At 51.1% G+C, this 24,938-nt stretch carries 22 protein-coding genes; 21 read left to right on the plus strand and 1 reads right to left on the minus strand.

The window, feature by feature from the left end; all coding sequences use genetic code 11:
- Window positions 1-55 precede the first annotated feature (55 nt).
- The 17 genes from EDC33_RS00990 to rplT all read left to right on the plus strand — a co-directional run bounded on the left by EDC33_RS00990 (window position 56) and on the right by rplT (window position 18,883).
- A complete protein-coding gene (locus tag EDC33_RS00990) occupies window positions 56-367 on the plus strand; it encodes a DUF485 domain-containing protein (protein ID WP_094905431.1) in 312 nt (103 codons plus the stop codon).
- A complete protein-coding gene (locus tag EDC33_RS00995) occupies window positions 364-1,911 on the plus strand; it encodes a solute symporter family protein (protein WP_094905432.1) in 1,548 nt (515 codons plus the stop codon). The genes EDC33_RS00990 and EDC33_RS00995 overlap by 4 nt, the downstream gene beginning before the upstream one ends.
- A 231-nt stretch (window positions 1,912-2,142) precedes the next feature.
- Window positions 2,143-3,258 carry a citrate synthase gene (locus EDC33_RS01000; protein WP_124009915.1) on the plus strand — a complete coding sequence of 372 codons (1,116 nt, stop codon included), beginning with the start codon at window positions 2,143-2,145 and terminating at the stop codon, window positions 3,256-3,258.
- Window positions 3,259-3,292: 34 nt separating this feature from the next.
- Window positions 3,293-4,558, plus strand: a complete 1,266-nt coding sequence (gene icd / locus EDC33_RS01005) for an NADP-dependent isocitrate dehydrogenase (RefSeq protein ID WP_040106749.1) — start codon at window positions 3,293-3,295, stop codon at window positions 4,556-4,558.
- 9 nt (window positions 4,559-4,567) lie between these two features.
- On the plus strand, window positions 4,568-5,521 hold the full coding sequence (gene mdh / locus EDC33_RS01010) for a malate dehydrogenase (RefSeq protein ID WP_170156329.1): 954 nt from the start codon (window positions 4,568-4,570) through the stop codon (window positions 5,519-5,521).
- Window positions 5,522-5,615: 94 nt separating this feature from the next.
- A complete protein-coding gene (locus EDC33_RS01015; protein WP_040106751.1) occupies window positions 5,616-7,193 on the plus strand; it encodes an AbgT family transporter in 1,578 nt (525 codons plus the stop codon).
- Between the two features lie 123 nt (window positions 7,194-7,316).
- Window positions 7,317-9,917 carry a DNA polymerase I gene (gene polA, locus EDC33_RS01020; protein WP_124009917.1) on the plus strand — a complete coding sequence of 867 codons (2,601 nt, stop codon included), beginning with the start codon at window positions 7,317-7,319 and terminating at the stop codon, window positions 9,915-9,917.
- An 8-nt stretch (window positions 9,918-9,925) separates the two neighbouring features.
- Complete coding sequence (gene mutM, locus EDC33_RS01025; RefSeq protein WP_124009918.1) at window positions 9,926-10,795, plus strand: bifunctional DNA-formamidopyrimidine glycosylase/DNA-(apurinic or apyrimidinic site) lyase; 870 nt, start codon at window positions 9,926-9,928, stop codon at window positions 10,793-10,795.
- 4 nt (window positions 10,796-10,799) lie between these two features.
- Window positions 10,800-11,390 carry a dephospho-CoA kinase gene (coaE, locus tag EDC33_RS01030; RefSeq protein WP_124009919.1) on the plus strand — a complete coding sequence of 197 codons (591 nt, stop codon included), beginning with the start codon at window positions 10,800-10,802 and terminating at the stop codon, window positions 11,388-11,390.
- An 85-nt stretch (window positions 11,391-11,475) separates the two neighbouring features.
- Window positions 11,476-12,480: a glyceraldehyde-3-phosphate dehydrogenase gene (locus tag EDC33_RS01035; RefSeq protein ID WP_124009920.1), complete on the plus strand. Its 1,005-nt coding sequence runs from the start codon at window positions 11,476-11,478 to the stop codon at window positions 12,478-12,480.
- A gap of 91 nt (window positions 12,481-12,571) precedes the next feature.
- Window positions 12,572-13,045, plus strand: coding sequence for a transcriptional regulator NrdR (gene nrdR, locus EDC33_RS01040; RefSeq protein WP_040106756.1), 474 nt, complete (start codon window positions 12,572-12,574; stop codon window positions 13,043-13,045).
- On the plus strand, window positions 13,032-14,357 hold the full coding sequence (locus EDC33_RS01045) for a replication initiation and membrane attachment family protein (protein WP_124010625.1): 1,326 nt from the start codon (window positions 13,032-13,034) through the stop codon (window positions 14,355-14,357). The genes nrdR and EDC33_RS01045 overlap by 14 nt, the downstream gene beginning before the upstream one ends.
- 5 nt (window positions 14,358-14,362) lie before the next feature.
- Window positions 14,363-15,292 carry a primosomal protein DnaI gene (gene dnaI / locus EDC33_RS01050; protein ID WP_040106758.1) on the plus strand — a complete coding sequence of 310 codons (930 nt, stop codon included), beginning with the start codon at window positions 14,363-14,365 and terminating at the stop codon, window positions 15,290-15,292.
- Window positions 15,293-15,596: 304 nt separating this feature from the next.
- The gene (gene thrS / locus EDC33_RS01055; RefSeq protein ID WP_124009921.1) at window positions 15,597-17,525 is read left to right on the plus strand and encodes a threonine--tRNA ligase; all 1,929 of its coding nucleotides are present in this window, start codon (window positions 15,597-15,599) and stop codon (window positions 17,523-17,525) included.
- Window positions 17,526-17,748: 223 nt separating this feature from the next.
- The gene (gene infC / locus EDC33_RS01060) at window positions 17,749-18,279 is read left to right on the plus strand and encodes a translation initiation factor IF-3 (RefSeq protein ID WP_040106817.1); all 531 of its coding nucleotides are present in this window, start codon (window positions 17,749-17,751) and stop codon (window positions 18,277-18,279) included.
- 19 nt (window positions 18,280-18,298) lie between these two features.
- On the plus strand, window positions 18,299-18,499 hold the full coding sequence (rpmI, locus tag EDC33_RS01065) for a 50S ribosomal protein L35 (protein WP_031544559.1): 201 nt from the start codon (window positions 18,299-18,301) through the stop codon (window positions 18,497-18,499).
- A gap of 24 nt (window positions 18,500-18,523) precedes the next feature.
- On the plus strand, window positions 18,524-18,883 hold the full coding sequence (rplT, locus tag EDC33_RS01070; RefSeq protein WP_031544561.1) for a 50S ribosomal protein L20: 360 nt from the start codon (window positions 18,524-18,526) through the stop codon (window positions 18,881-18,883).
- Window positions 18,884-18,927: 44 nt separating this feature from the next.
- Here the strand turns inward: rplT and EDC33_RS01075 are convergent, their stop codons facing one another.
- Window positions 18,928-19,197, minus strand: a complete 270-nt coding sequence (locus tag EDC33_RS01075; protein ID WP_229716664.1) for a hypothetical protein — start codon at window positions 19,195-19,197, stop codon at window positions 18,928-18,930.
- Between the two features lie 154 nt (window positions 19,198-19,351).
- On the opposite strand from EDC33_RS01075, the gene EDC33_RS01080 reads away from it, so the two are divergent.
- From EDC33_RS01080 to pheT, 4 genes are all read left to right on the plus strand, one after another.
- Window positions 19,352-20,425, plus strand: coding sequence for a M42 family metallopeptidase (locus EDC33_RS01080; RefSeq protein WP_040106761.1), 1,074 nt, complete (start codon window positions 19,352-19,354; stop codon window positions 20,423-20,425).
- Window positions 20,419-21,165 (plus strand): TrmH family RNA methyltransferase, encoded by a 747-nt coding sequence (locus EDC33_RS01085; RefSeq protein WP_094905442.1) that lies wholly within the window; start codon window positions 20,419-20,421, stop codon window positions 21,163-21,165. The genes EDC33_RS01080 and EDC33_RS01085 overlap by 7 nt, the downstream gene beginning before the upstream one ends.
- A gap of 284 nt (window positions 21,166-21,449) precedes the next feature.
- Entirely contained in the window at window positions 21,450-22,517 is a 1,068-nt protein-coding gene (pheS, locus tag EDC33_RS01090; RefSeq protein ID WP_040106763.1) for a phenylalanine--tRNA ligase subunit alpha, read from the plus strand.
- A complete protein-coding gene (gene pheT, locus EDC33_RS01095; protein ID WP_094905444.1) occupies window positions 22,504-24,909 on the plus strand; it encodes a phenylalanine--tRNA ligase subunit beta in 2,406 nt (801 codons plus the stop codon). The genes pheS and pheT overlap by 14 nt, the downstream gene beginning before the upstream one ends.
- Window positions 24,910-24,938: the final 29 nt, after the last annotated feature.

Consider the following 24,938-nt stretch of genomic DNA (forward strand, 5'->3'; position numbering starts at 1 on the left):
AAATTGACATTATTATACACCCCCCATAGAATGTTAGTTACAAGGGGGAATTGAAATGTCAAATATTGATTATAAGAAGATTTCTGATCAGCCTGAATTCGAGGCGCTTCTCAGAAAGCGGAATAAGTTCATTCTGCCGATCAGCATCTTCTTCATCATCGCTACGCTTATTTTTCCGGTACTGACGGGATACACCAACCTGCTCAATTATGAGGCGTTCGGTAACATTTCATGGGCGTGGATCTACGCAATTATGCTTTTCATCATGGTCTGGACACTTGTCACGATCTACATGAAAAGGGCGAAGGAGTTCGACAAGGAAGCCGATGAAATCATCAGAAAGTACAGGGAAGGGGAATACAAATGAATTTAACAGTCATCATCATGTTCCTGGTGTTTGTTGGGGCAACATTGGTAATTACATATTTTGCTTCCAAGCGCACACAGTCCACGAATGACTTCTATACCGCAGGCGGAGGCCTGACAGGCTGGCAGAACGGCCTGGCAATTTCAGGTGACTATCTGTCAGCGGCTTCATTTCTGGGTATCGCCGGTGCAATCGCCCTGTGGGGATTTGATGGGTTCTTCTATAGTGTGGGCTATCTGACGGCCTATCTGGTCGTTCTTTATATAGTCGCAGAACCACTCAGGAATCTGGGTAAATACACAGTTGCGGATATGATAGCCGCAAGGTTTGAAATGAAGAAAGTTCGGGCCTTTGCTGCCCTTTCATCCATCACGATCGTCATCTTCTATATGCTTGCCCAGCTTGTCGGCGCAGGCGCACTGATACAGCTTCTATTTGATATACCATACAGTATCTCAGTCATCCTTGTGGGTATCATGATGACGATCTATGTACTGTTCGGCGGAATGACGGCGACGAGCTGGGTGCAGATGGTCAAGGCGGTACTGCTCATGATCGGTACCCTCATCATCTCTTTTCTGGTACTGCTCAACTTCAACTTCAATATATTCACGATGTTCGGGGAGATGAAGAACGTTACGGCACCGGAATTGGAAGGTCCATTCCTCAACCCGGGATCCCAGGGCAGTTCGCCCCTCAATAACATTTCACTCATCGTCGCGCTGCTGTTCGGTACTGCAGGGCTGCCGCACATCCTCATGAGATTCTTCACCGTCAAGGATGCGAAGACGGCGAGGAGTTCCGTCATGTGGGCAACCTGGATCATAGGGATCTTCTACATCCTGACGATCTTCCTCGGTTTCGGCGCTGCTGCACTGTTGACGCGTGAAGAGATCATCGCTGCGAACCCTGCAGGCAACATGGCTGCACCGCTCCTTGCTGAAAGGCTTGGGGGAGACTTCCTCATGTCCTTCGTCGCCGCGGTCGCATTCGCAACGATCCTCGCTGTAGTAGCCGGGCTGGTGCTCTCCGGTGCAAGTGCATTTGCACATGATATATACGGCCAGGTGATAAAGAAGGGCAAGATGACGGATAAGGAGCAGATGCTTGCCGCAAGGACAGCAGCTTTGAGCGTCAGCATACTGTCCATAATCCTTGCGCTCTTCGCGCAGAACCAGAACGTGGCATTCCTGGTATCGCTGGCATTCTGTGTGGCCGCCAGTGCGAACCTTCCTGTCATCATCTATACGATCTTCTGGAAGCGTTTCAACACCCAGGGGGCGATCGCCGGAATCATCACCGGCCTTGTCGTATCACTTGTACTCGTCATACTGAGTCCGAATGTAATGGACCCATCCGGGAATGCGTTCATTGCCATGGAACCGATCTTCCCATTGGATAACCCTGCACTGATTTCTGTACCTGCAGGCTTCATCGGTGCTTTCCTCGGGACGTTCCTCGGCAAGGCGGAGTCCCATGAGAAGTATCGGGAGGTCAAGGTCAAATCGGTCACGGGCATATCCACTTCGGATGTATCCCACTAAATATAAGGTTAACTTATATGAATCAATAAGATAATTAATTGTTTCTTATGAAAGCGGTAATTCTTACAGATTACCGCTTTTTCCTTTGTGTAAGGGCTTTCGAGCATGATAACGGTAGGTTTTTCACAATATAATATATTTTCTTGATTTATTCACAAAGTTCTTGAATTTGATATAATGGGGTAGAAGCCGAAGTGGCTATTCTATGAATTAATAAGAAGGAGAGTCAATATGTCTGACAAAAAAGGTTTAGAAGGTATTGTAGCGGCCGAGTCCCGCATCAGCTCCATCATTGGTTCACAGCTGACTTATTGTGGCTATGAAATCGATGACCTTGCTGAAAATGCATTGTTCGAGGAAGTCGTCTTCCTGCTTTGGAACGATAGGCTCCCGAACCAATCAGAACTGGATGATTTCCAGGCGAAACTATTCGAGCATATGACACTCAACCCGAGAGTCTACACTCATTTCGAAGAATATGCTGCAGATAAGGTCCACCCGATGACGGGCATCCGTACTGCACTGTCATACCTTGCGCATTTCGACCCGAATGCTGAAGATATGAGCGAAGAGGCGAACCAGGAAAAGGCGATCCGCATCCAGGCGAAGGTTGCATCCCTCGTTTCTGCATTCTCAAGGATCCGCAACGGTCAGGAAGTCGTGAAGCCGAAGGAAGGCCTGAGCTATGCAGCCAACTTCCTGTATATGCTTAATGGGGAAGAACCGAATGACACTGAAGTTGAAGCGATGAACAAGGCGCTTGTACTTCACGCGGACCATGAGCTGAATGCCTCCACATTCACTGCACGTGTATGTGTAGCGACATTGTCCGATGTATATTCCGGTGTTACTGCGGCAGCCGGTGCCTTGAAGGGGCCGCTCCATGGTGGCGCCAACGAACGTGTGATGAAGATGCTTTCTGAAATCGACTCCTCTGACGATGTGGAAGACTACCTCAAAGAGAAATTCGAGAACAAGGAAAAAATCATGGGCATGGGCCACCGTGTATACAAAGAAGGGGATCCACGCGCCAAATACTTGAGGGACATGTCCAAGAAGCTGACAGAACAGATCGGCGAACCGGACCTCTACGAAAAGTCCATCAAGATAGCTGAAATCGTAGAGAAGGAGAAAGGGCTCCTTCCAAACGTCGACTTCTTCAGTGCATCCGTCTATCACTCGCTCGGCATCGATCACGACCTGTTTACACCGATCTTTGCGATGAGCCGTGTTTCCGGATGGCTTGCACACATCCTTGAACAGTATCAGGACAACCGTCTGATCAGGCCAAGAGCAGAATATGTTGGCCAGACTGACAGGAAATACGAACCGATTGAAGAAAGATAAATGATCAAGATAAATAATTGGAGGAATAAATTCTATGGCTAGTCAAAAAATCACTACAGACAACGGGGTACTCAACGTACCGGATCAACCTGTCATTCCATTCATCGAAGGGGACGGCATCGGCCCTGACATCTGGAGCGCAGCAAGCAAAGTGCTTGATGCAGCAGTTGAGAAAGCATACGACGGCAAAAAAGGCATCGAATGGAAGGAAGTTCTTGCGGGACAGAAAGCCTACGACAAGACTGGCGAATGGCTGCCGCAGGAAACGCTCGATACAATCGATGAATACCTGCTGGCCATCAAAGGCCCATTGACAACGCCAATCGGCGGCGGCATCCGTTCCCTCAACGTTGCGTTGAGACAGGAATTGGATCTCTTCACTTGCCTTCGTCCGGTAAGGTATTTCGAAGGCGTACCTTCCCCGCTGAAGCGTCCGGAAGAGACTGACATGGTCATTTTCCGTGAAAACACTGAAGATATCTATGCGGGCATTGAATTCCAGGAAGGTACTGATGATGTCAAGAAAGTCATCGATTTCCTGCAGAATGAAATGGGTGCAAAAAATATCCGTTTCCCTGAAACTTCCGGAATCGGCATCAAGCCAGTATCCAAAGAAGGAACGGAAAGGCTCGTCCGCTCTGCGATCAACTATGCGATCGACAACAACCGTCCGTCTGTAACGCTTGTCCACAAAGGGAACATCATGAAGTTCACTGAAGGGGCATTCAAGGCATGGGGCTATGACCTCGCTGAGCGCGAATTCGGAGATAAGGTCTTCACATGGAAAGAATATGACAAGATCGTCGAAGATGAAGGCAGAGAAGCAGCTGACAAAGCGCAGTCTGAAGCTGAAGCAGCAGGCAGGATCGTCATCAAGGACGCAATTGCAGACATCTTCCTGCAGCAGATCCTCACACGTCCGAAAGATTTCGGTGTCGTAGCAACGATGAACCTGAACGGCGACTATGTTTCTGATGCACTTGCAGCGCAAGTCGGCGGAATCGGCATTGCACCTGGTGCAAACATCAACTACGAGACTGGCCATGCCATCTTCGAGGCGACACATGGTACTGCACCTAAATATGCAGGACAAGATAAGGTGAACCCTTCTTCAGTCATCCTCTCCGGCGTATTGATGCTTGAGCATATCGGATGGCAGGAAGCAGCCGACCTCATCACCAAATCAATGGAGAAGACGATTGCTTCCAAAGTGGTCACTTACGACTTTGCACGTCTGATGGATGGCGCAACAGAAGTGAAATGTTCCGAATTCGGAGATGAACTGATCAAAAACATGTAATCATGTTTGATGACAAGGAGCGTGGACAGCATGAACAGGAAGAAGATTTCAGTCATCGGTGCCGGTTTCACCGGTGCCACGACAGCTTTCATCGCTGCATCAAAAGCATTGGGTGATGTTGTACTGGTTGATGTCCCACAGGCAGAAGACCCGACCCGGGGCAAGGCGTTGGATATGTCTGAAGCGGCACCTGTACTCGGTGTGGATGTGGATATTACAGGTACGTGCGACTATGAAGACACAAAAGACTCCGACATCGTCATCATCACAGCAGGCATAGCAAGAAAGCCGGGCATGAGCAGGGATGATCTTGTGAAGACCAACCAGAAGGTGATGTCTGCGGTCACACGTGACATCGTCAAATATTCACCGGACTGCTCAATCCTCGTCCTGACCAACCCGGTGGATGCCATGACCTATACTGTATACAAGGAGTCGGGCTTCCCTAAGAACAGGGTGATCGGCCAATCCGGTGTTCTTGACACGGCAAGGTTCAGAACATTCATCGCCGAAGAGCTGAAGCTCTCCGTGCAGGATGTGCAGGGCTTCGTGCTCGGCGGCCATGGTGATGATATGGTGCCATTGATACGCTATTCAAACGTAGGGGGCGTCCCTCTTACAAGCCTGCTTAGCCAGGATAAGATCGATGCCATCATCGAACGTACACGGAAGGGTGGGGCGGAAATCGTCAACCTGCTGGGCAGTGGTTCTGCATATTATGCGCCTGCCGCAGCTCTTGTGGAAATGGCCGAAGCCATCCTTTCGGATCAGAAACGCGTACTTCCGGCAATCGCATACCTTGAAGGTGAGTACGGCTATGAGGACATCTATCTCGGAGTGCCTACAGTGCTTGGTGCAGAGGGTATCGAGCGCATCATTGAACTGGAACTGACCGACGAAGAAAAGAGCGAGCTGGATAAATCCAGGGACTCTGTGACGAATGTCATGAACATGTTGAAATAATATTTGTAAAATTCAAGTACGGGTATTATACTGAAAAGGCTGCCAATTGGCGGCTTTTTCGGTTTATATTTTTTAATGGGAGGAAATTTTTGGAATGGAAAATGGTAGGAAGAAAAATGGTATTTTTCAGAAATTTCTTGATTTTGTAGAGTGGCTTGGCAATAAGCTGCCTCACCCGGTAACCCTGTTTGCGCTGCTTGCAGCGTTGACTCTGGTAGCATCCGCCGTTTTGGCGATGTTCGAGATTACGGTGGAACACCCGGGAGAAGATCAGGAAACTGTTTCAATCAACAATCTGCTGGACAGTGAAGGAATAAGCTACATATTCTCAAGCATGACCGACAACTTCATCAATTTTGCGCCGCTTGGCGTAGTACTTGTCACGATGCTTGGGATAGGTGTTGCTGAAAGGTCCGGACTGATCAGTGCTGCATTGCGCGGCTTCGTGCTGTCCATACCGAAGCAGCTGATCACTGCCGGGCTGGTATTTGCCGGCATCATGTCATCGCTTGCATCTGATGCAGGATATGTCGTGCTGCCGCCGCTTGGGGCGGTGCTGTTCCTCGCGCTGGGAAGGCATCCGCTGGCAGGACTTGCAGCAGCATTTGCCGGTGTTTCTGCCGGCTTCTCTGCCAACCTGCTCCTCAGCGGAACAGACGCGATGCTTGCGGAACTTTCGATCGCAGCTGCATCAGTCATAGATCCCCAATATGCAGAGGGCATGAACGTGGCGATGAACTACTTCTTCATTGCAGCGAGTGTGTTCCTGCTCACGCTTGTAGGGTGGTTCGTCTCAGATAAGATCGTCGAGCCGAGGCTTGGAAAGTTTAATCCACAGAACGGCGATTCGACTGCAGTGGAGAACACTGATGATATGAACCCGCTCAAACCTGTCGAGAAGAAAGGTCTGATCTGGGCAATCGTTTCAGCGGTTGTGGGCATTGGACTCGCACTGCTTCTCGTCGTACTGCCGAACTCACCGATGCGCGGTGACGATTCAATCGGCAGCTACATGGACACCATCGTCCAATCACCATTCATGAGTGATGGGCTGGTGCCGGTCATTGCGATCCTCTTCTTCATACCGGGGCTCGTCTATGGACTGATCACACGCAGCATCAAGAACGACAAAGATGTCGCCAACCAGATGACCGAAACGATGGCTGCCATGGGCATGTTCATCGTCCTGGCATTCACTGCCGGACAGTTCGTTGCATACTTCGCAGAATCCAACATCGGCCTCGTAATCGGCGTGTATGGTGCAGAGCTGCTTGAAGCACTCAACCTTACCGGCATTCCATTGATCATCGGCTTCATGTTCGTAACGGCCGTGGTCAACCTCTTCATCGGAAGTGCCAGCGCCAAATGGGCGATGATGGCACCGATATTCGTGCCGATCATGATGCAGCTCGGATATTCTCCGGAACTGACGACCATGGCATACCGTGTTGCGGATTCATCCACGAACATCATCACACCACTGATGACATACTTTGCGATCATCATCGCCTTTGCCCAGCAGTACGATAAGAACATCGGAATTGGTACACTGATTTCCGTCATGCTGCCATATTCCATCTTCTTCTTCGTTACATGGGCACTCATGCTCATCGTATGGATGCTTTTCGGAATTCCGCTCGGACCGAATGCACCAATCGAATATACCGGATAACAACAAGGCGCAGCCCAGGCTGCGCCTTTTTCTATGGATTAAACCGCCCTGGAAATGTATAATCTGATATGAAGAGGCTGAGTTGGAGCGGCCGGGACGATTCAGCAGAGAGGAGATATTATAATGAAGAAACTGATTCTGATAGATGGAAACAGCGTCGCTTTCCGTGCATTCTATGGACTGCCGCTGTTGAGCAACCAGAGCGGCCTGCATACGAATGCCATTTTCGGCTACGCAAGGCTTTTGGAGAAATTGATTGCAGATGAGGCACCCACCCATTTCCTCGTTGCCTTCGATGCAGGAAAATCAACTTTCCGGCATAAGCAGTACGAAGAGTACAAGGGGGGCAGGCAGAAGATGCCGCCTGAACTGGGTGAACAGCTCGCCCCGATCCGCAGACTGATCGATGCGTACGGCATCAAAAGGTATGAACTGGACGAATATGAAGCGGACGACATCATCGGTACCATGAGCAGGAAAGCGGATGAAGAAGGCTTCGAAACGATCATCATCACCGGAGACAGGGACCTCACCCAGCTGGCCAGTGCCAATACGGTCATCTATTATACGAAGAAGGGCATATCGGATATCGATAAATACACCCCGGAATATATCGAGGAGATATATGGACTCGATCCGGAACAGATCGTCGATCTGAAGGGCCTGATGGGGGACAAGTCCGATAATATACCTGGCGTGCCGGGCGTAGGCGAAAAGACGGCGCTTAAACTGCTCAAGAATCATGGCAGTGTGGAAGAAGTGCTGGAGCATCTGGATGAAGTCAAAGGGAAGAAGCTCAAGGAGAACCTCACTGCACACAAAGAGGATGCACTGATGAGCAAATCCCTCGCTACCATCCACCGTGCCGTGCCCGTCGATTTCGGAATGGACGACCTGAAATTCACTAATGATAATGAACAGGAGAAGTATGAACTCTTCAAGGAGCTTGAGTTCGACTCCCTGCTCAAGAACATGGAAGCCAGTGAAACGGAAGACAAGGTCGAGTTTTCCGACGAACGTGTGACGGACATGGAGGCGCTTCGGGAGGATATATCCTTCCATCTGGAAGTGCGGGCGGACAACTACCTGGTCCACAAGCCGGAATATGTTGCGGCCACCGATGGTGAACGCACTTTCGTCAGCCATATGGATGATGTGGATCCAGGGCAGCTTGAAAGTTTCCTTGAGTCTAGAAGCACGATCAATGTGTATGACATCAAGCGCCAGATGGGTCTTCTCAGGCACCTGGACATCCATTTTCAGGATTTCGATCATGACATCATGCTGGGCAGCTTCCTGCTTGATCCGTCCAAGAAGATCATCGACGTAGCAGAGACGGCGGCCCAGTTCAACATCAATATAGACAGTGATGACTATCACTACGGCAAGGGACGCAATGCCAAGGAACCGACGGGGGAGGCGCATTTCAAGTTCCTGAATGACAAGGTCATGGCTGTGCATAACGTGAGGAACAAAATGGATACTTCATTGGCAGAGGATGAAATGCTCGATCTGTGGAAAGATCTCGAAATTCCCCTGGCCAAAGTCCTTTCCGAGATGGAATACCGCGGCATCAGGGTGGATGCTTCACGCCTCAAGGAAATGGAGTCGGGAATAAAGGAACGGCTCGAGGAAATAGAAGAACGGATTTATACACTTGCAGGTGAGGAATTCAACATCAACTCGCCGAAGCAGCTCGGCCACATCCTTTTTGAAAAGCTGGAGCTTCCGGTCATCAAAAAGACGAAGACGGGCTATTCGACAGCAGTCGATGTACTGGAAGAGCTTCAGGATAAGCATGAGATCATCAAATATCTCCTGGATTACCGGACCCTCGCAAAACTCCAGTCCACCTACGTCGTCGGGCTCCAGGGGGAGATAAAGGAAGATTCGAAGATCCACACGCGCTTCAACCAGACGCTGGCACAGACGGGCCGTCTGTCATCCGTGGAACCGAACCTCCAGAACATACCCATCCGTATAGATGAGGGCAGGCGGATCAGGAAGGCATTCGTCCCAAAGGATGATGCGCACGTACTGCTGGCGCTCGACTATTCTCAGATTGAACTGCGGGTGCTTGCACACATCACAGGGGACGAGACGATGACAAGCGCATTTACGAGTGATACTGACATCCACACAAAAACGGCAATGGAAGTCTTCAATGTGGAGCGTGAGGATGTCACATCCGAGATGCGGCGGAACGCCAAGGCCGTGAATTTCGGCATCGTCTACGGCATCAGCGATTATGGTCTCAGCCAGAACCTCGGCATCACACGCAAGGAGGCCAAGACGTTCATCGACAATTACCTGGATTCCTTCCCTGAGGTGAAGGGCTTCATGAAGTCCATCGTACAGGATGCCAAACGCGACGGTTATGTGAAGACCCTGCTCAATCGCAGGAGATATATCCCGGATATACACAGCCGCAATTTCAATGCGAGAAGCTTTGCGGAACGGACGGCCATGAATTCGCCGATACAGGGAAGTGCGGCGGACATCATCAAACTCGCCATGGTCAAGTACGAACAATCGGAAGCAGCACAGAAATTCAACGCCGAATTATTGCTCCAGATCCACGATGAGCTGATCTTCGACATTCCAAGAGATGAAGTGGAAGATTTCATTCCGGTCATCAAGGAAATCATGGAGAATGCGATGGAACTCCGGGTTCCGCTCAAAGTGGATTATGGATATGGCAATGATTGGTACGAAGTGAAGTAGGTGAAGAAATGCCGGAATTACCGGAAGTGGAACTGGTGCGGCGGTCCTTGGAGAAGGAGGTCGAAGGTGCAGCCATCGAGGCGGTCGCCTTTTCGGACTTCGTGAAGAAGGGCCACGCAACCAGTCGAAAGACAATTGTAAAACAGGAACTTGATGCCTTCAGCAGAAATGTCGAAGGGGCGACGATAAGCAAAGTCGGCAGGCGTGGAAAATATTTGTATTTCATCATGGAGAAAACCGGCGGCATTTTCCATATGATCTCCCACCTCGGCATGTCCGGTGCGTTCTTCGTCACAGACTCGATCGACGGGATAACAGACAGCAACTACAGGAAGCATTGGCAGGTCGCCTTCAGGCTTCAGGATGGACGCACCTTATCCTATTGCGACATCAGACGATTCGGGGAGATGCTGACGATCGGCAGGATGGCGGACTTCCCGCCGTTCAACCGCATGGCGGTTGAATACACCCACCCGGACAGCCTCCCCGACTTCATCGACAGGGTGCGGGCGCCGGCCAACAGGAAGAAGGCGATCAAAGCGGTGATCATGGACAGCACCGTGATACCGGGAGTCGGAAACATCTATGCCTCAGAAGCCCTGTTTGCTTCAGGGATACTGCCGACGAGGAAAGCCGGGAACGTCTCAGTGAAGCGGCTGATGGCACTCCATAAGGCGATTGCAGAAGTATTCGACCTTTCCATAGAAAGCGGCGGCTCCACCATATCCGACTACCGGGGCGTGTCGGGGGAGAAGGGGAGCATGCAGGACCGTTTCCATATCTATCAGAAGAAATCCTGTTCCTCGTGCGGCGGACCGGTCAAGACGAAGACGATCGCAACACGGAACACATTCTACTGTACCAAATGCCAGAGGTGATGAAATGAATTATGTAATCGGTCTGACAGGCGGGATTGCCAGCGGCAAATCCACCGCCTCGGACTATATCAGATCAAAAGGATATCCGGTCCTCGATGCGGATACCTATGCGAAGAAGGCAACCGCCAAGGGCGGACCCGCATATCAGGGGATCATCAATCATTTCGGCGCAGAACTCCTGCAGGATGACGGGGAGATCGACCGGCGGAAACTGGGGGCCATCGTCTTCAATGATGACGGAGAGAGGAAGGTCCTGAACCAGCTGGTGCATCCGGAAGTGCGGCGGATGATGGATGCAGACAAAGATCGTCTGGCTGAAGAGGGCCATGTATTCCTCGATATCCCGCTGCTTTTCGAAAATGGACTGGACCGTCAATGTGACATCACATTGACGGTATATGTGGATCAGGAGACACAGATTGAAAGGCTGATGGAAAGGAACGGGTTCTCCCATTCCGAAGCCCTGTCCAGGATAAACAGTCAGATGCCGCTTTCCGAGAAGCGTGACAGAAGTGATGAAGTACTTGACAACAGTGGTTCAAAAAATGAGCTGTATGCGCAGATTGAAGACTTTTTGGCGAACATTGAAAAGTAGACAATTTATACTAAATACTCCTTTTAATCAAAAGTTAATATGTTATACTAATTATTGAAAAGTATAGCATAAAGGGGCTAATGTCATGAAAAAAGTAGCAATCAACGGTCTTGGAAGAATAGGGAGAATGGTATTCCGCATTGCGGCCGCTTCCGATGAATTGGAACTTGTAGCAGTCAATGCCAGCTATCCGGCAGAAACGCTTGCGCATCTTCTCAATTATGACACTACCCATGGCAAGTGGGAAAAGCATGTGGAGGCTAAGGAAGGCAAGCTCGTCATAGATGGCAGCGAAGTTCAGATCACCAATGAAAGAAACCCTGAAAACCTGCCGTGGGAATCCATGGGTGTAGATCTTGTCATAGAGGCGACAGGTGCATTCAATCACGGCGACAAAGCCATAGCCCATGTCAAGGCGGGCGCAAAGAAAGTACTGCTTACTGCACCGGCCAAAGGCGGAGATGTGCAGACGGTCGTACTCGGCGTCAATGATGAGGCCCTCGACCTCAATACATATGATGTGTTTTCAAATGCTTCATGTACGACAAACTGTCTGGCGCCCGTCGCAAAGGTGCTCGATGATGAGTACGGCATAAACAACGGCCTTATGACTACGGTCCATGCCTATACAAATGATCAGAAGAACATCGATAACCCCCACAAGGACCTGAGAAGGGCGCGGTCTTGCGCAGATAACATCATCCCGACTTCGACCGGAGCGGCAAAGGCACTTGGCGTCGTGTTGCCACAACTGAACGGCAAGCTCCATGGTCTGGCGCTCCGTGTACCTGTCTCCAATGTTTCCCTCGTGGACCTGGTGGTGGACCTGGACAAGCCGGTCACCAAAGAGGAACTCAATGCAACATTTGAAAAGTATGCACAAGGCGAGCTCAAAGGTATACTCGGTGTCACAGACGCGCCGCTCGTCTCGAGCGACTTCAATACTGACAGCAGAAGCTCCATCATCGATTCCTCCCTCACCATGGTCATGGATGACAGGAAGGTGAAGGTGCTTGCGTGGTACGACAACGAGTGGGGCTACTCCACACGTGTCGTCGAACTTGCTGAAAAGATCGTTTCGGAAATATAAATGTTTTTTTAAAGAAGAAACTTCTGTTTCTTCTTTTTTTATTCCTGATATATTATAATGGTATACTAATCCCTGGAAGTGAGGTGGTCATATGAGATGTCCAAACTGCCAGCATACGAGTTCCAGAGTGGTCGATTCCAGGCATACGGATGAGCTGTCCGCCATCCGCAGACGCAGGGAATGTGAGGAGTGCGGTTTCAGGTTCACCACTTTTGAACGCATGGAACTGTCTCCACTCGTCGTAGTAAAAAAAGATGGCAACCGAGAAGTCTTCAGTCGGGACAAGCTCATGGACGGACTGCTTAGAGCATGTGAGAAGCGTCCGATCCCATACGAAGCATTGGAAAAAACGACTGCACGCATAGAATCTGCGCTCAGAAACCTGAACAAGCCAGAGATATCAAGCAATGAAATTGGTGAATTTGTGATGAAGGAATTGATTACACTGGACCAGGTGGCCTATGTCAGGTTCGCTTCGGTCTATAAGGAATTCAAGGATATCGACCAGTTGATGGATACACTGAAGCACCTCGCCAAAGGCAGGGATGATGATGAACTTCAATGAACGTCTGAAACCGAATACCGAGTTCATGATCTATAACCCCTCCGATTTTGAAAAGTCCCACCTGAATGTGCTGAATGAACTCTATCTCCCCCTCATCCATCAGGATGCTGCGATGGCATACATCTATCTGCAGGAGTCCTCCCTGCATCACGGGACGCTCGAGATCAGGTTCCATAAGGAGATCATGGATGAACTGAACATGCCCCTGTCCACATTTTCTGCGCTTCTGGAGAAATTGGAGGGCATCGGCCTCATAAGGACCTTCGTCTCCAATGAGGAGCACGATGACCTGTTCATCTATGAACTGCTACTTCCGCTTACCCCGGAAGACTTCTTCAAGGATCCCATGCTGAGCCTTTACCTGTACAGTCATATCGGTCCGAATGCATACAAGAAGAAGAAGGAGCGGCTGACATATCCGATGAAGCCGAAGAACATCACCGAGGTGACGCGGAAGTTCACTGAAGTGTTCCAGGCAGGGAGCGGCGAAGGATTCACCGTACCCGATGCCTCATTCAAGAGGGAGAATGTCTCCGCCGGGTCGAACCTTGATATCGAAGACTTCGACTTCGATGTACTCTTCACACACTTGAAGGGCACGAAGATCGACAGGTCCTTCTTCACAAGGGAAGTCAGGATGCTGATTGTGAAGTTGAGTGTGCTATTCAACCTGAATGCATATGATGTGAAACAGATCCTGCTGTCATCGACGACACAATATGCCGGCATCGACATGGAGCAGCTGAAATACGAGGCGAGAAGGTACTATCAGAAGGAGAGCCGGGGGAAACTCCCGGCGATATCAAAACCCCAGGTGGCGGAGAGGGAGACGGAGCAGGATTCCTATATCGACCGGCTCGAGTCGATCAGTCCGCTTGATAGGCTGAACGACATCAGGAACAATCAGCCAAGCGACAACGACCTCAAACTTGTGACCGATATCATCGCCAGGACCAGCCTGCCGAACGGGGTGATCAACCTCCTGCTTGAATATGTCTATCAGCAGAAGAACGGGGACCTCGGGTACAATTATACGATGAAGATCGCAAGGGACTGGGAGGACAAGGGAATCCGTTCCGCCAAAGAGGCCTACCAGTCCATAATGGACTACAGGAAACAGATGAATGCAAAGCGCAAAGGACCGAAAGACCGCCAGGGTGAACGCAAGCCATCCTGGATGGACGGCGGCCGGAAGCGGGCTGAAAAGAAAGAAGCGGAGCAGCCTGCGCCCCGGAAGGAAGCTGTCCAGAAGACGGCCAAGGACGATCCTGAGATCCAGAAAATGATAGACGACTTTAGAAAGTCCAGGTGATATGAATGGAACCCATCAACCAGTTCTTGAAGAACTCGAAAAAAATAAAAGATAATAACGACAAACTCTATGACTCCCTGATCCAGCACCCGAGGATCATAGAGCTGATAGAGAACAGTGATTTCGAAATCACCCGTTCGATGATCCGGAACGACCTGCTTCAGCTGAAGCGGTACACCGAACAGTCGCTGGCATGCGAGAAGTGCAGCTCACTTGGTGAATGCATCAACCACCCGCAGGGATATGTCCCATCCATTGATGTCAGAGGCGGAAGGATCCATATCATCTATTCCCCATGTCCGACAAAGATCAAAGATGATGCATTCCGCGAAAAGGAGAAGATGATCGAATCCTACCATGTGCCGAAGGATGTCAAGGATGCGACATTCGAGACGGTGTTCCTCGATCCGGATTCGAACAGGCAGGAGATCATCAAGCGCGCCATCGGGACAAGCAAGAAGATCATCGAAGGCATCGATACGAAGGGGCTCTATATACACGGCAGCTTCGGCATCGGCAAGTCCTATCTGCTCGGCTGCATCGCAAATGAACTGAAGGACCAGTCGGTATCCTCGATCATCGTCTATGTACCGGAAATCATCCGCGACCTGAAGGCGGGGTTCAAGGATGGAACAACGGATAAGAAGTTCAATACCATCAAGAATGCCCAGGTACTCATGCTGGATGACCTCGGTGCGGAGGATGTGACCCCGTGGGTGCGGGACGAAATCATTACCGGTATACTGCATCACCGTATGGTCGAAGGGCTGCCGACCTTCGTCAGCTCCAACTATTCCATCGAGGAGCTGGAGTACCGCTACAGCAGGACGAAGGAGAACGGCATCGAGGAGACCAAGGCGCGCCGTATGACGGAGCGGCTCCGGGCGTTGTGCGAGGAAGTGCAGCTTGAAGGCAGCAACTACAGGAACAATTGATGCTTGATTAATGGATGTCCCTAAAGTATAATCTATGTATAATTTCATTAATTAAATTCCAAGGACAATACTTTTTCTCGTCTGTTCAAAGAGAGTGCATGAATGGTGGGACATGCATAACAGACCGTCTGAGTTACTCCCTTGATATATGCTGGCTAATACCCAGACGGATCGGACCGTTATTTCCGGCTGAAGGCAGGTCCTGGACCTGCAAATCAGGGTGGTACCGCGGTGAAAGTCGCCCCTCTATCAGAGGGGCGACTTTTTTATTACAATAAACCAATAATTGGAAAGGGTGGAGAAGATGAGCGAAATAGAAATCAAATTTCCCGATGGGAATGCCAAAAGTTTCGATGAAGGTGTAACAGCTGAGGAGATAGCACACTCGATCAGTCCGGGCCTCAGGAAGGCGGCACTTGCTGCGAAGGTGGATGGTGAGATGTACGATCTGAGGCGGCCGATCGAAACGGACAGTGAAATAGAGCTGATCACGAACAAGAACGAGGAGGGGCTTGAAGTACTGCGCCACTCCACGGCACACCTAATGGCCCAGGCGCTCAAGCGCCTGTACGGCGATGTGAAGTTCGGCGTCGGCCCCGTCATCGAAGAGGGCTTCTACTACGACTTCGATATGGATGAGAAGATCTCCTCCGATGACTTTGAGAAGATAGAGAAGGAAATGAAGAAGATCATCGACGAGAATGTTGAAATCGAGCGCAGGGAACTCTCAAGGGACGAAGCGAAGGAGCTGTTCAAAGATGATCCCTACAAGCTCGAACTCATTGATGCGATTCCAGAGGATGAGACGGTGACCGTATATTCACAGGGCGAATTTACGGACCTGTGCCGCGGTGTGCATGTACCGTCGACATCGAAGATCAAGTCGTTCAAGCTGCTGTCTACAGCCGGCGCCTACTGGCGTGGGGACAGCGACAACAAGATGCTCCAGCGGATATACGGCACTGCCTTCTTCGACAAGAAGGATCTGAAGGCATACCTCAACCTGCTCGAAGAAAGGAAGGAACGCGACCACAGGAAGATCGGCCGGGACATGGAACTCTTCCAGAACAACCAGCTGATCGGGGCAGGGCTGCCGCTGTGGCTGCCGAATGGTGCGACGATCCGCCGTGAGATCGAACGCTACATCGTGGACAAGGAGATTGCACTTGGCTACGATCATGTCTATACACCGGTGATGGCAAACGTGGACCTGTACAAGACGAGTGGCCACTGGGAGCACTACCAGGATGACATGTTCCCGCCGATGGACATGAACGGTGAGGAGCTGGTACTCCGTCCGATGAACTGTCCGCACCACATGATGATCTACAAATCGAGTAAGCACTCCTACAGGGAACTGCCGATACGCATTGCGGAACTCGGCATGATGCACCGCTATGAAGCGAGTGGTGCGGTCAGCGGCCTGCAGCGTGTAAGAGGGATGACGCTCAACGATGCACATGTATTCGTGCGCCCGGACCAGATCAAGGAAGAGTTCAAGCGCGTGGTCCAGCTGATCATCGATGTGTATGAAGATTTCGGCTTCGAGAACTATTCATTCCGCCTGAGCTACCGCGATCCTGAGGATACGGAGAAATATTTCGATGACGATGAAATGTGGAACAAGGCGGAATCCATGCTGAAGGAAGCGGTCGATGAAATGGCGCTCGACTATACTGAGGCTGACGGGGAAGCGGCGTTCTATGGTCCGAAACTCGATGTCCAGGTACAGACGGCGCTCGGCAAGGAGGAGACGCTGTCCACAGTGCAGCTCGACTTCCTGCTCCCTGAGAGGTTCGATCTGACATATACGGGCAGTGACGGGGAACTGCATCGTCCTGTCGTCATCCACCGTGGTGTCGTCTCCACGATGGAACGTTTCGTTGCATTCCTGACAGAGGAGTACAAGGGAGCCTTCCCGCTCTGGCTTGCGCCACAGCAGGTGGAGATCATACCGGTCAACCTAGACCTGCATTATGATTACGCAAGAGCCCTTAAAGATGAGATGAAGAGCCATGGCATCCGTGTCAACATCGATGACAGGAATGAAAAGATGGGCTACAAAATCAGGGAGGCCCAGATGAGGAAGGTGCCTTATCAAGTCGTCATCGGCGACAGGGAGATTGAAGAGAACCAGGTCAACGTCAGAAAGTATGGGCAGAAGGACCAGAACACCTTCGACCGGGATGACTTCATATGGCAGATCGTGGATGAAATCAGGCTGAAGAAATAGATGCTTGACATTCACGGTACAAACGTGTAGTATATTAAGAGTTGATAAGAACGGACAAGAAGAAGCTCCCGCTTCTCACCCGCAAGCGTCCAATGTGGCAGCGACCGGGTTTGTACAGTGAGAATGGAATGCAGAGTGCCAGGCACTTCTGCATGTATCTCAATGCTGGTTGGCGGGCGCATAATGTGCCCGCCCTTTTTGTTCGTCTTCAAAATTTATGGAGGTGTCAAAGATAGCAAAAGACCAAACATTAATCAATGACAGGATTCGTGCTAAAGAAGTGCGCCTTATTGGACAGGATGGTTCCCAGCTCGGAATCAAATCCAAAAAGGATGCACAGGAAATGGCAGACCGTGTAGAACTTGATCTTGTACTCGTTGCACCGAACGCAAAGCCGCCGGTCGCACGCATCATGGACTACGGCAAGTACAGATACGAACAGCAGCGTAAAGAGAAGGAAGCACGCAAAAAACAGAAAGTGGTCAACGTCAAGGAAATCAGACTTTCCCCGACAATCGAAGACCATGATTTCAACACCAAGTTGAAAAATGCCAAGAAATTCCTGGCAAAAGAAGACAAGGTGAAGGTTTCAATCCGATTCCGCGGCCGTGCAATCACGCACAAGGACATCGGACGCAAAGTATTGGAGCGGTTCGCAGACGAACTTTCCGAAGTTGCAACAGTTGAACAGAGACCGAAGATGGAAGGTCGTTCAATGTTCCTCGTGGTTGCCCCAATCACTGAAAACAAATAATAATCCGGAGGTTAGACCCATGCCAAAAATGAAAACTCACAAAGGTTACGCCAAACGTGTAAAGCGTACTGGAACAGGTAAATTCAAACGCAACAGCGCGTTCACTTCCCACCTGTTCGCCAACAAATCCACTAAACAGAAACGTCACCTGAGGAAAGCATCCCTAGTGGCTAAAGCTGACCAGAAGCGCATCAAAAAACTACTATCATACGTAAAATAATCGAACGATTAAGGAGGAGCACACATGGCACGTGTTAAGAATGGTTTGACGTCCCGTAAAAGACGTAAAAGAGTATTGAAGCAGGCAAAAGGATATTTCGGTGCGAAGCGCACTCTCTATAGAACAGCAAAACAGCAGGTTATCAAATCCGGTCAGTATGCATACCGTGACCGCCGTCAGACAAAACGCGAATTCCGCAAGCTTTGGATTGCGCGTATCAATGCGGCAGCCCGCCAGAATGGCATGAGCTACAGCCGTCTGATGAACGGCCTGAAGACTGCCGGCATCGACATCAACAGAAAAATGCTTTCAGAAATCGCCATTTCTGATGAAAAGGCATTTGCTGAAATCGTCAGCCAGGCTAAAAATGCTCTGGAAAAATAAGGATGAATAAAAAAGGAGCCACTCATAGAGGAGTGGCTCCTTTTTTAGATATGTCCGGAGAGTTCCTCGAGCAGCGGCTCGGAGAATTCAAAATAACATTCCTTCTGCTCCTTGTTGTCCTCATCAGTCTCCTGTTCCGGGACGATATCCAGCCGGATCAGTTTTTCCCCTTCATCAAAGAACGGGAGGGTCTGGTCGGCATATTCATCGGTAAGTCTGTTATAGAGGCCCACTGCCTTGTCGTCTTCATAAGTGCTGCTCTTCACCAGCACTTCCTGACCGGATTCTTCCACTTTTGATATCGTAATATTCATCAAGGTAACGCCTCCTAGAGTGTTTCTATATTTCTATCTATATTGATGATATCAACTTATCTGAAATATGTGTATCAATATGGATTATATTACGGAAACTGAAATAGTTTATGGTAGAATGGAATTATCTTAATAAAAGACAAGGAGATTGATTATGGACAAGCAGCTTCAAATGATGAAAAGCCTTACGGATGCCCATGGCATTTCCGGTTTTGAGTATGATGTGAAGAAAGTGATGCAGGGGTACCTCGAGCCCGTGAGTGATGAACTCGTACAGGATAACTTGGGCGGAATCTTCGGCAAGCGCAATGCCAAAGAAGGGTCGCGCACACTGCTCATCGGCGGCCATCTTGATGAGATCGGCTTCATGGTCACAAGGATTGATGACGAGGGATTCATCCGCTTCACGCCGATCGGCGGATGGTGGAACCAGGTCATGCTTTCACAGAGGATGAACGTCGTGACCGGATCAGGTGTACTGACGGGTGTCATCGGCTCCAAGCCGCCCCACGTGCTCTCCCAGGAAGCGCGCAAGAAGCCTGTGGATATGAAGGACATGTTCATCGACATCGGTGTCGCTTCGAAAGAGGAGGCGGAAGAAGCGGGTGTGAAAGTTGGCGACATGATCACGCCGCATTGCGACTTCACAGAAATGGCCAATAAGGATTATCTGCTGGCGAAGGCATGGGACAACAGGTTCGGCTGTGGTGTCGCGATTGAAGTGCTCGAATCACTGAAGGATGAAGATGTGAACATCAATGTCGTCAGTGGTGCGACAGTGCAGGAGGAAGTCGGTCTCCGCGGTGCGAAGGTCGCTGCGAACAAAGTGAAGCCGGACCTTGCGATTGCAGTGGATGTCGGCATCTCCTGGGATACGCCGGGTATGAGCGAAAAGGATGGCACTGGCAAGATGGGCGACGGCCCGCTCGTGCTTCTGCTTGACGGCTCCAATATCGGACATGTCGGCTTCAGAAGGCATGTCGAGCAGCTGGCCAAGGATAAGGATATTCCGGTACAGTGGTCTGCCATCACAGGCGGCGGCACCGATTCAGGTGCCTTCCACGTCTCCAACGAAGGGGTACCGTCCATCTCGATCGGTGTGCCGCTCAGATACATGCACTCCAATGTTTCCATATTGAACCGCAATGACTACAACAATGCGGTGCGCCTCGTCACTGAAATCGTCAGGTCGCTCGACGACAGCAAGGTGGAAGAGATCATTTGGTAGCACCGAAACATATTGCGTCAAAGGACAACAGGCGCATCAAAGATCTGAAGAAGCTTCAACAGAAGAAGTACCGCAGAAAGCAGGACCTCTTCCTGATCGAAGGTGCGCATCTGGTAGAAGAAGCACTCAATCACGGTCAAAAAGTGCAGACACTCATTGCGCTCGAAGACTATGACTACAGCCCCTACGCCGCAGCTGACATGGAAGTGATCACTGTCGCCCCGGGCGTGATGAAGCTCCTTTCTTCACTCGAGACGCCTCCCGGCATCATGGCTGCGGTCTCCTACAGGAAGCCGTCGTCAGAGGGCCGCCGTGTTCTGCTGCTTGACGGCATCCAGGACCCCGGTAATCTGGGGACGCTTCTGCGTACCGCAGATGCCTTCGGCTTCGAGCGGGTCATCCTGTCGCCGGATACCGTCGACGCCTTCAGTGATAAGGTGCTCCGGAGCGCACAGGGCAGTACCTTCCACATTGAAATTGCTGTGGCGGATGCCGTGCAGTCTGTCCGTGAATTCGACGGAACGGTGCTCGGGACTTCGCTTGAAGGCGCGTCTTCACTGGAACAGCTGGAACTTCCGGAGGGACCGCTCATGATCGTCCTCGGCAATGAGGGCCGGGGCGTTTCGGAGGAAGTGCTCTCCAATGTGGATGTGCGGATGAAGATAGAAATGCCCGGCCAGAGCGAAAGTCTGAACGTCGCGATTGCCGGCGGCATCATCATGCACCATTTCAAAGCTTGATTTTTAATAACTTTGATTTATAATAATGCTATAGATGAATATCAAGCTTCAGATGAAGCCGGACATAAATGGTCCAGGAATCCGAGACAGGGAGTGCAGCACATGGACTGGAATGCTGTGCACGGATGGGACCAGGGTTCACCTGGCAGATGGAGCAGTGGGATAATCCCTTATCTTTCCAGAAGTGTCTGTATTTGTTATGCAGAAAATCAGGTGGTACCGCGGAAACTCCGTCCTTTGATACAAGGATGGAGTTTTTTATTTATATTGGAGGAGTGGAGAAGATGGATACAGCAGGAATCTTGGAAGTCAGGCAGTCGTTCGATGACGCGATATCGGACGTCGATAATCTGAATGCACTACAGCAGTTGAAGGTGGAATACCTCGGCAAGAAGGGCAAGGTCACTGGTCTCATGAAGGAGATGAAGAACCTCTCCAACGAGGAGCGCCCGGAATACGGTGCGAAAGTGAATGAAGTCCGCACACATATTACGGAAGCGATCGAGCGACGGGGTGAAGTGCTGGAAGAAGCGGCACTTGAAGAGAAGCTTCGGGAGGAGACGATCGATGTCACCCTGCCGGGCCGTACATTCAGTCTCGGAAGCCCGCATCCGCTCAGCCGGACGATCGAGGACATCGAAGACTTCTTCCTCGGGCTCGGCTATGAGATAGCGGAAGGCTATGAGGTTGAGACCGACTACTATAACTTCGAGGCGCTCAATCTGCCGAAATCCCACCCTGCACGGGATATGCAGGATACGTTCTACATCTCCGAGGAGACGCTGCTCCGCACACATACTTCGCCGGTACAGGCTCGGACAATGGAGGCGCAGGAAGGCCGGGGGCCGGTCAAGATCATCTGCCCGGGCAAGGTCTACAGGCGGGACAGCGATGATGCCACCCACAGTCACCAATTCACGCAGATCGAAGGGCTGGTCGTGGATCGGAACATCCGTATGAGTGACCTTAAGGGTACGCTCGAGCTATTTGCCAAGGAGATATTCGGTGCAGAACGCGAAATCAGGCTGCGCCCAAGCTATTTCCCGTTCACGGAACCAAGTGTGGAAGTGGACATCTCCTGCTTCAAGTGCAAAGGGGCAGGCTGCAACGTCTGCAAGGGCACTGGATGGATAGAGATCCTCGGCGCTGGCATGGTCCATCCGAACGTGCTGGAAATGGCCGGTTTCGATCCGGATGAATATTCCGGCTTCGCATTCGGCATGGGGCCCGACAGGATTGCGATGCTGAAGTACGGCATCGAAGACATCAGACATTTCTACACGAATGACTTAAGGTTTATCAATCAGTTCAAAGCGACAGAAGATGGTGGTGCGACAAATGAAAGTATCTAAAGAGTGGTTGAATGAATGGATCCAGATAGATGTGCCGATTGATGAATTGGCCGAAAAGATCACGCGCGGGGGCATCGAGGTTGATGATGTCATCGACTACACAGCCGAGGTGAAGCATCTCGTCGTCGGTTATGTAGAGCGCGTCGAACAGCATCCGGAAGCGGACCGGCTGAAGATATGCCAGGTCGATACGGGCGGGGAAACAAACCAGATCATCTGCGGTGCCCCGAATGTCGAGGCGGATTCCTATGTGGTCGTCTGCAAAGTGGGCGGACGCCTGCCGGGCGGCATCAAGATCAAACGTGCAAAGCTCCGCGGGGAGGTTTCGGAAGGCATGATCTGCTCCCTTGAGGAATTGGGCATTCCGGAAGACTATGTCCCACAGGAGTACCAGAACGGCATCTTCATGTTCCCGGAAGAGAAGACGGCCGGCAGCAATGCGCTCGAAGCTCTGCTGCTCGATGACCAGGTCATGGAATTCGATCTGACACCAAACCGGAAGGATGCCCTCAGCATGGCGGGGGCGGCCTATGAGGTGCGCGCACTGTTCGGCGGCGAAGTGGTTCTGCCTGAACATGAAGTGACTGAAAAGAATACGGCTGAAGACGGCGCGCTCGAAATCAGGAATGAGGATGCGGCCGCTGTACCATACTATGGTGCACGTGTCGTCGAGAACGTGAAGATCGCGCCGGCACCGGCATGGATGCAGCTGCGCCTCATCAAGGCCGGCATCCGTCCGATCAACAACGTCGTCGATATCTCGAACTATGTGCTGCTTGAATTCGGACAGCCCCTCCACATGTTTGACCGCGACCATATCGGATCGGACCAGATTGTGACGCGCTATGCCGAAGAAGACGAAAAGATGACGACGCTTGATGGGAAGGAACGGCATCTTGAAAGCCAGGACATCGTCATCACCAACGGCACGGAACCGATCGCGCTCGCTGGCGTGATGGGCGGAGCGTTCTCGGAAGTGACGGATGAAACGACGAATGTCGTAATCGAATCCGCCGTATTCAACCCTGTCTCCATACGCAGGACGAGCAGCCGTCTGAACTTGCGGAGCGAAGCTTCCACACGGTTTGAAAAGGGCGTCTCCCACGAATTCGTGCTCAAGGCGCTGGACCGTGCAGCACTGCTGCTTGAGCAGTATGCAGGCGGCACCGTCTCGACGCCTGTGATCTCCGACGGGGCGCTTGAACTTGAAGATACGTCGATAGATATCTCAGAGCATTTCATCAATGCCCATCTCGGCATGAGCCTCACGACTGAAGAGATCCAGGAAAGTCTGTCGAAACTCGGTCTGAAGGCAACAGCGAAGGGGGAAGGGCTCGAAGTGTCCATTCCATCCCGGAGGGATGACCTGAAGATCAAAGAGGACATCACTGAAGAGGTGGCACGCATCTACGGCTACGACGCCCTGCCGTCCTCCCTGCCTGAGTACACGAAGATCACACCCGGCAGACTGACGGATGAACAGACTAAGGTCCGCATCATCCGCCACCAGCTCGAATCACTGGGGCTGTCGCAGTCGATCAACTATGCACTGACGAGCCGGGAGAAGGCAGCCCAGTTCAGCGGCCCGGAAGATGCGCTTGAACTTCTCATGCCGATGAGCGAGGACCACGCGGTGCTCAGGAAGAGCATGATCCCTCATCTGGTGGACAACGTCGTCTACAACAAGAACCGTCAGCAGAAGAATGTCCAGCTCTATGAGATCGGCAAGATCTTCGTTTCCAACGGCACGACGGTGCTCCCGGATGAAGAGGAGATGCTGGCCGGAATCCTGACAGGGGATATGAACCGGACGGACTGGCTCGGAACGAAAGTCCCTGCAGATTTCTATGCAGCCAAAGGCATCGTGGAGAGCATCCTTGAAAAACTGGGCCTTGAAGGCAATGTCCGCTATGAGCAGGTCGCAAGGTTCGATGAACTGCATCCGGGCAGGTCGGCGGATGTCCTGCTGGACAATGAAACGATCGGCTTCATCGGTGAACTGCACCCCAAATATGCAAGGGAGAACGATCTTGAGCGGACAGCGGTCTTCGAAGTGAATCTGGATCGTCTGCTTGCCGTCAAACAGGGCAACGTCGTCTATGAACAGCTGTCCAGATATCCATCCATCACACGTGACATCGCCCTGGTCGTCGACGCATCCGTCGCGGCGGATACACTTGTCCGGACCATTGAGGCGGCGGCGCGGAAATATCTTGTGGATGTCTATGTGTTCGATGTCTATGAAGGTGAAAATATGGAAGCGGGCAGGAAGTCCGTGGCACTCCGCCTCACCTACCTAAATAAGGAGAATACACTGACGGACGAGGAAATAGAAAAACTGCATACACCTGTTCTGGAAGCACTTGAAGAGAGCGGTGCACAGATCAGATAGAAAAAAGGACGATCACATAAAGATGTGAT

This window comes from Salinicoccus roseus (assembly GCF_003814515.1).
Lineage (GTDB): Bacteria > Bacillota > Bacilli > Staphylococcales > Salinicoccaceae > Salinicoccus > Salinicoccus roseus.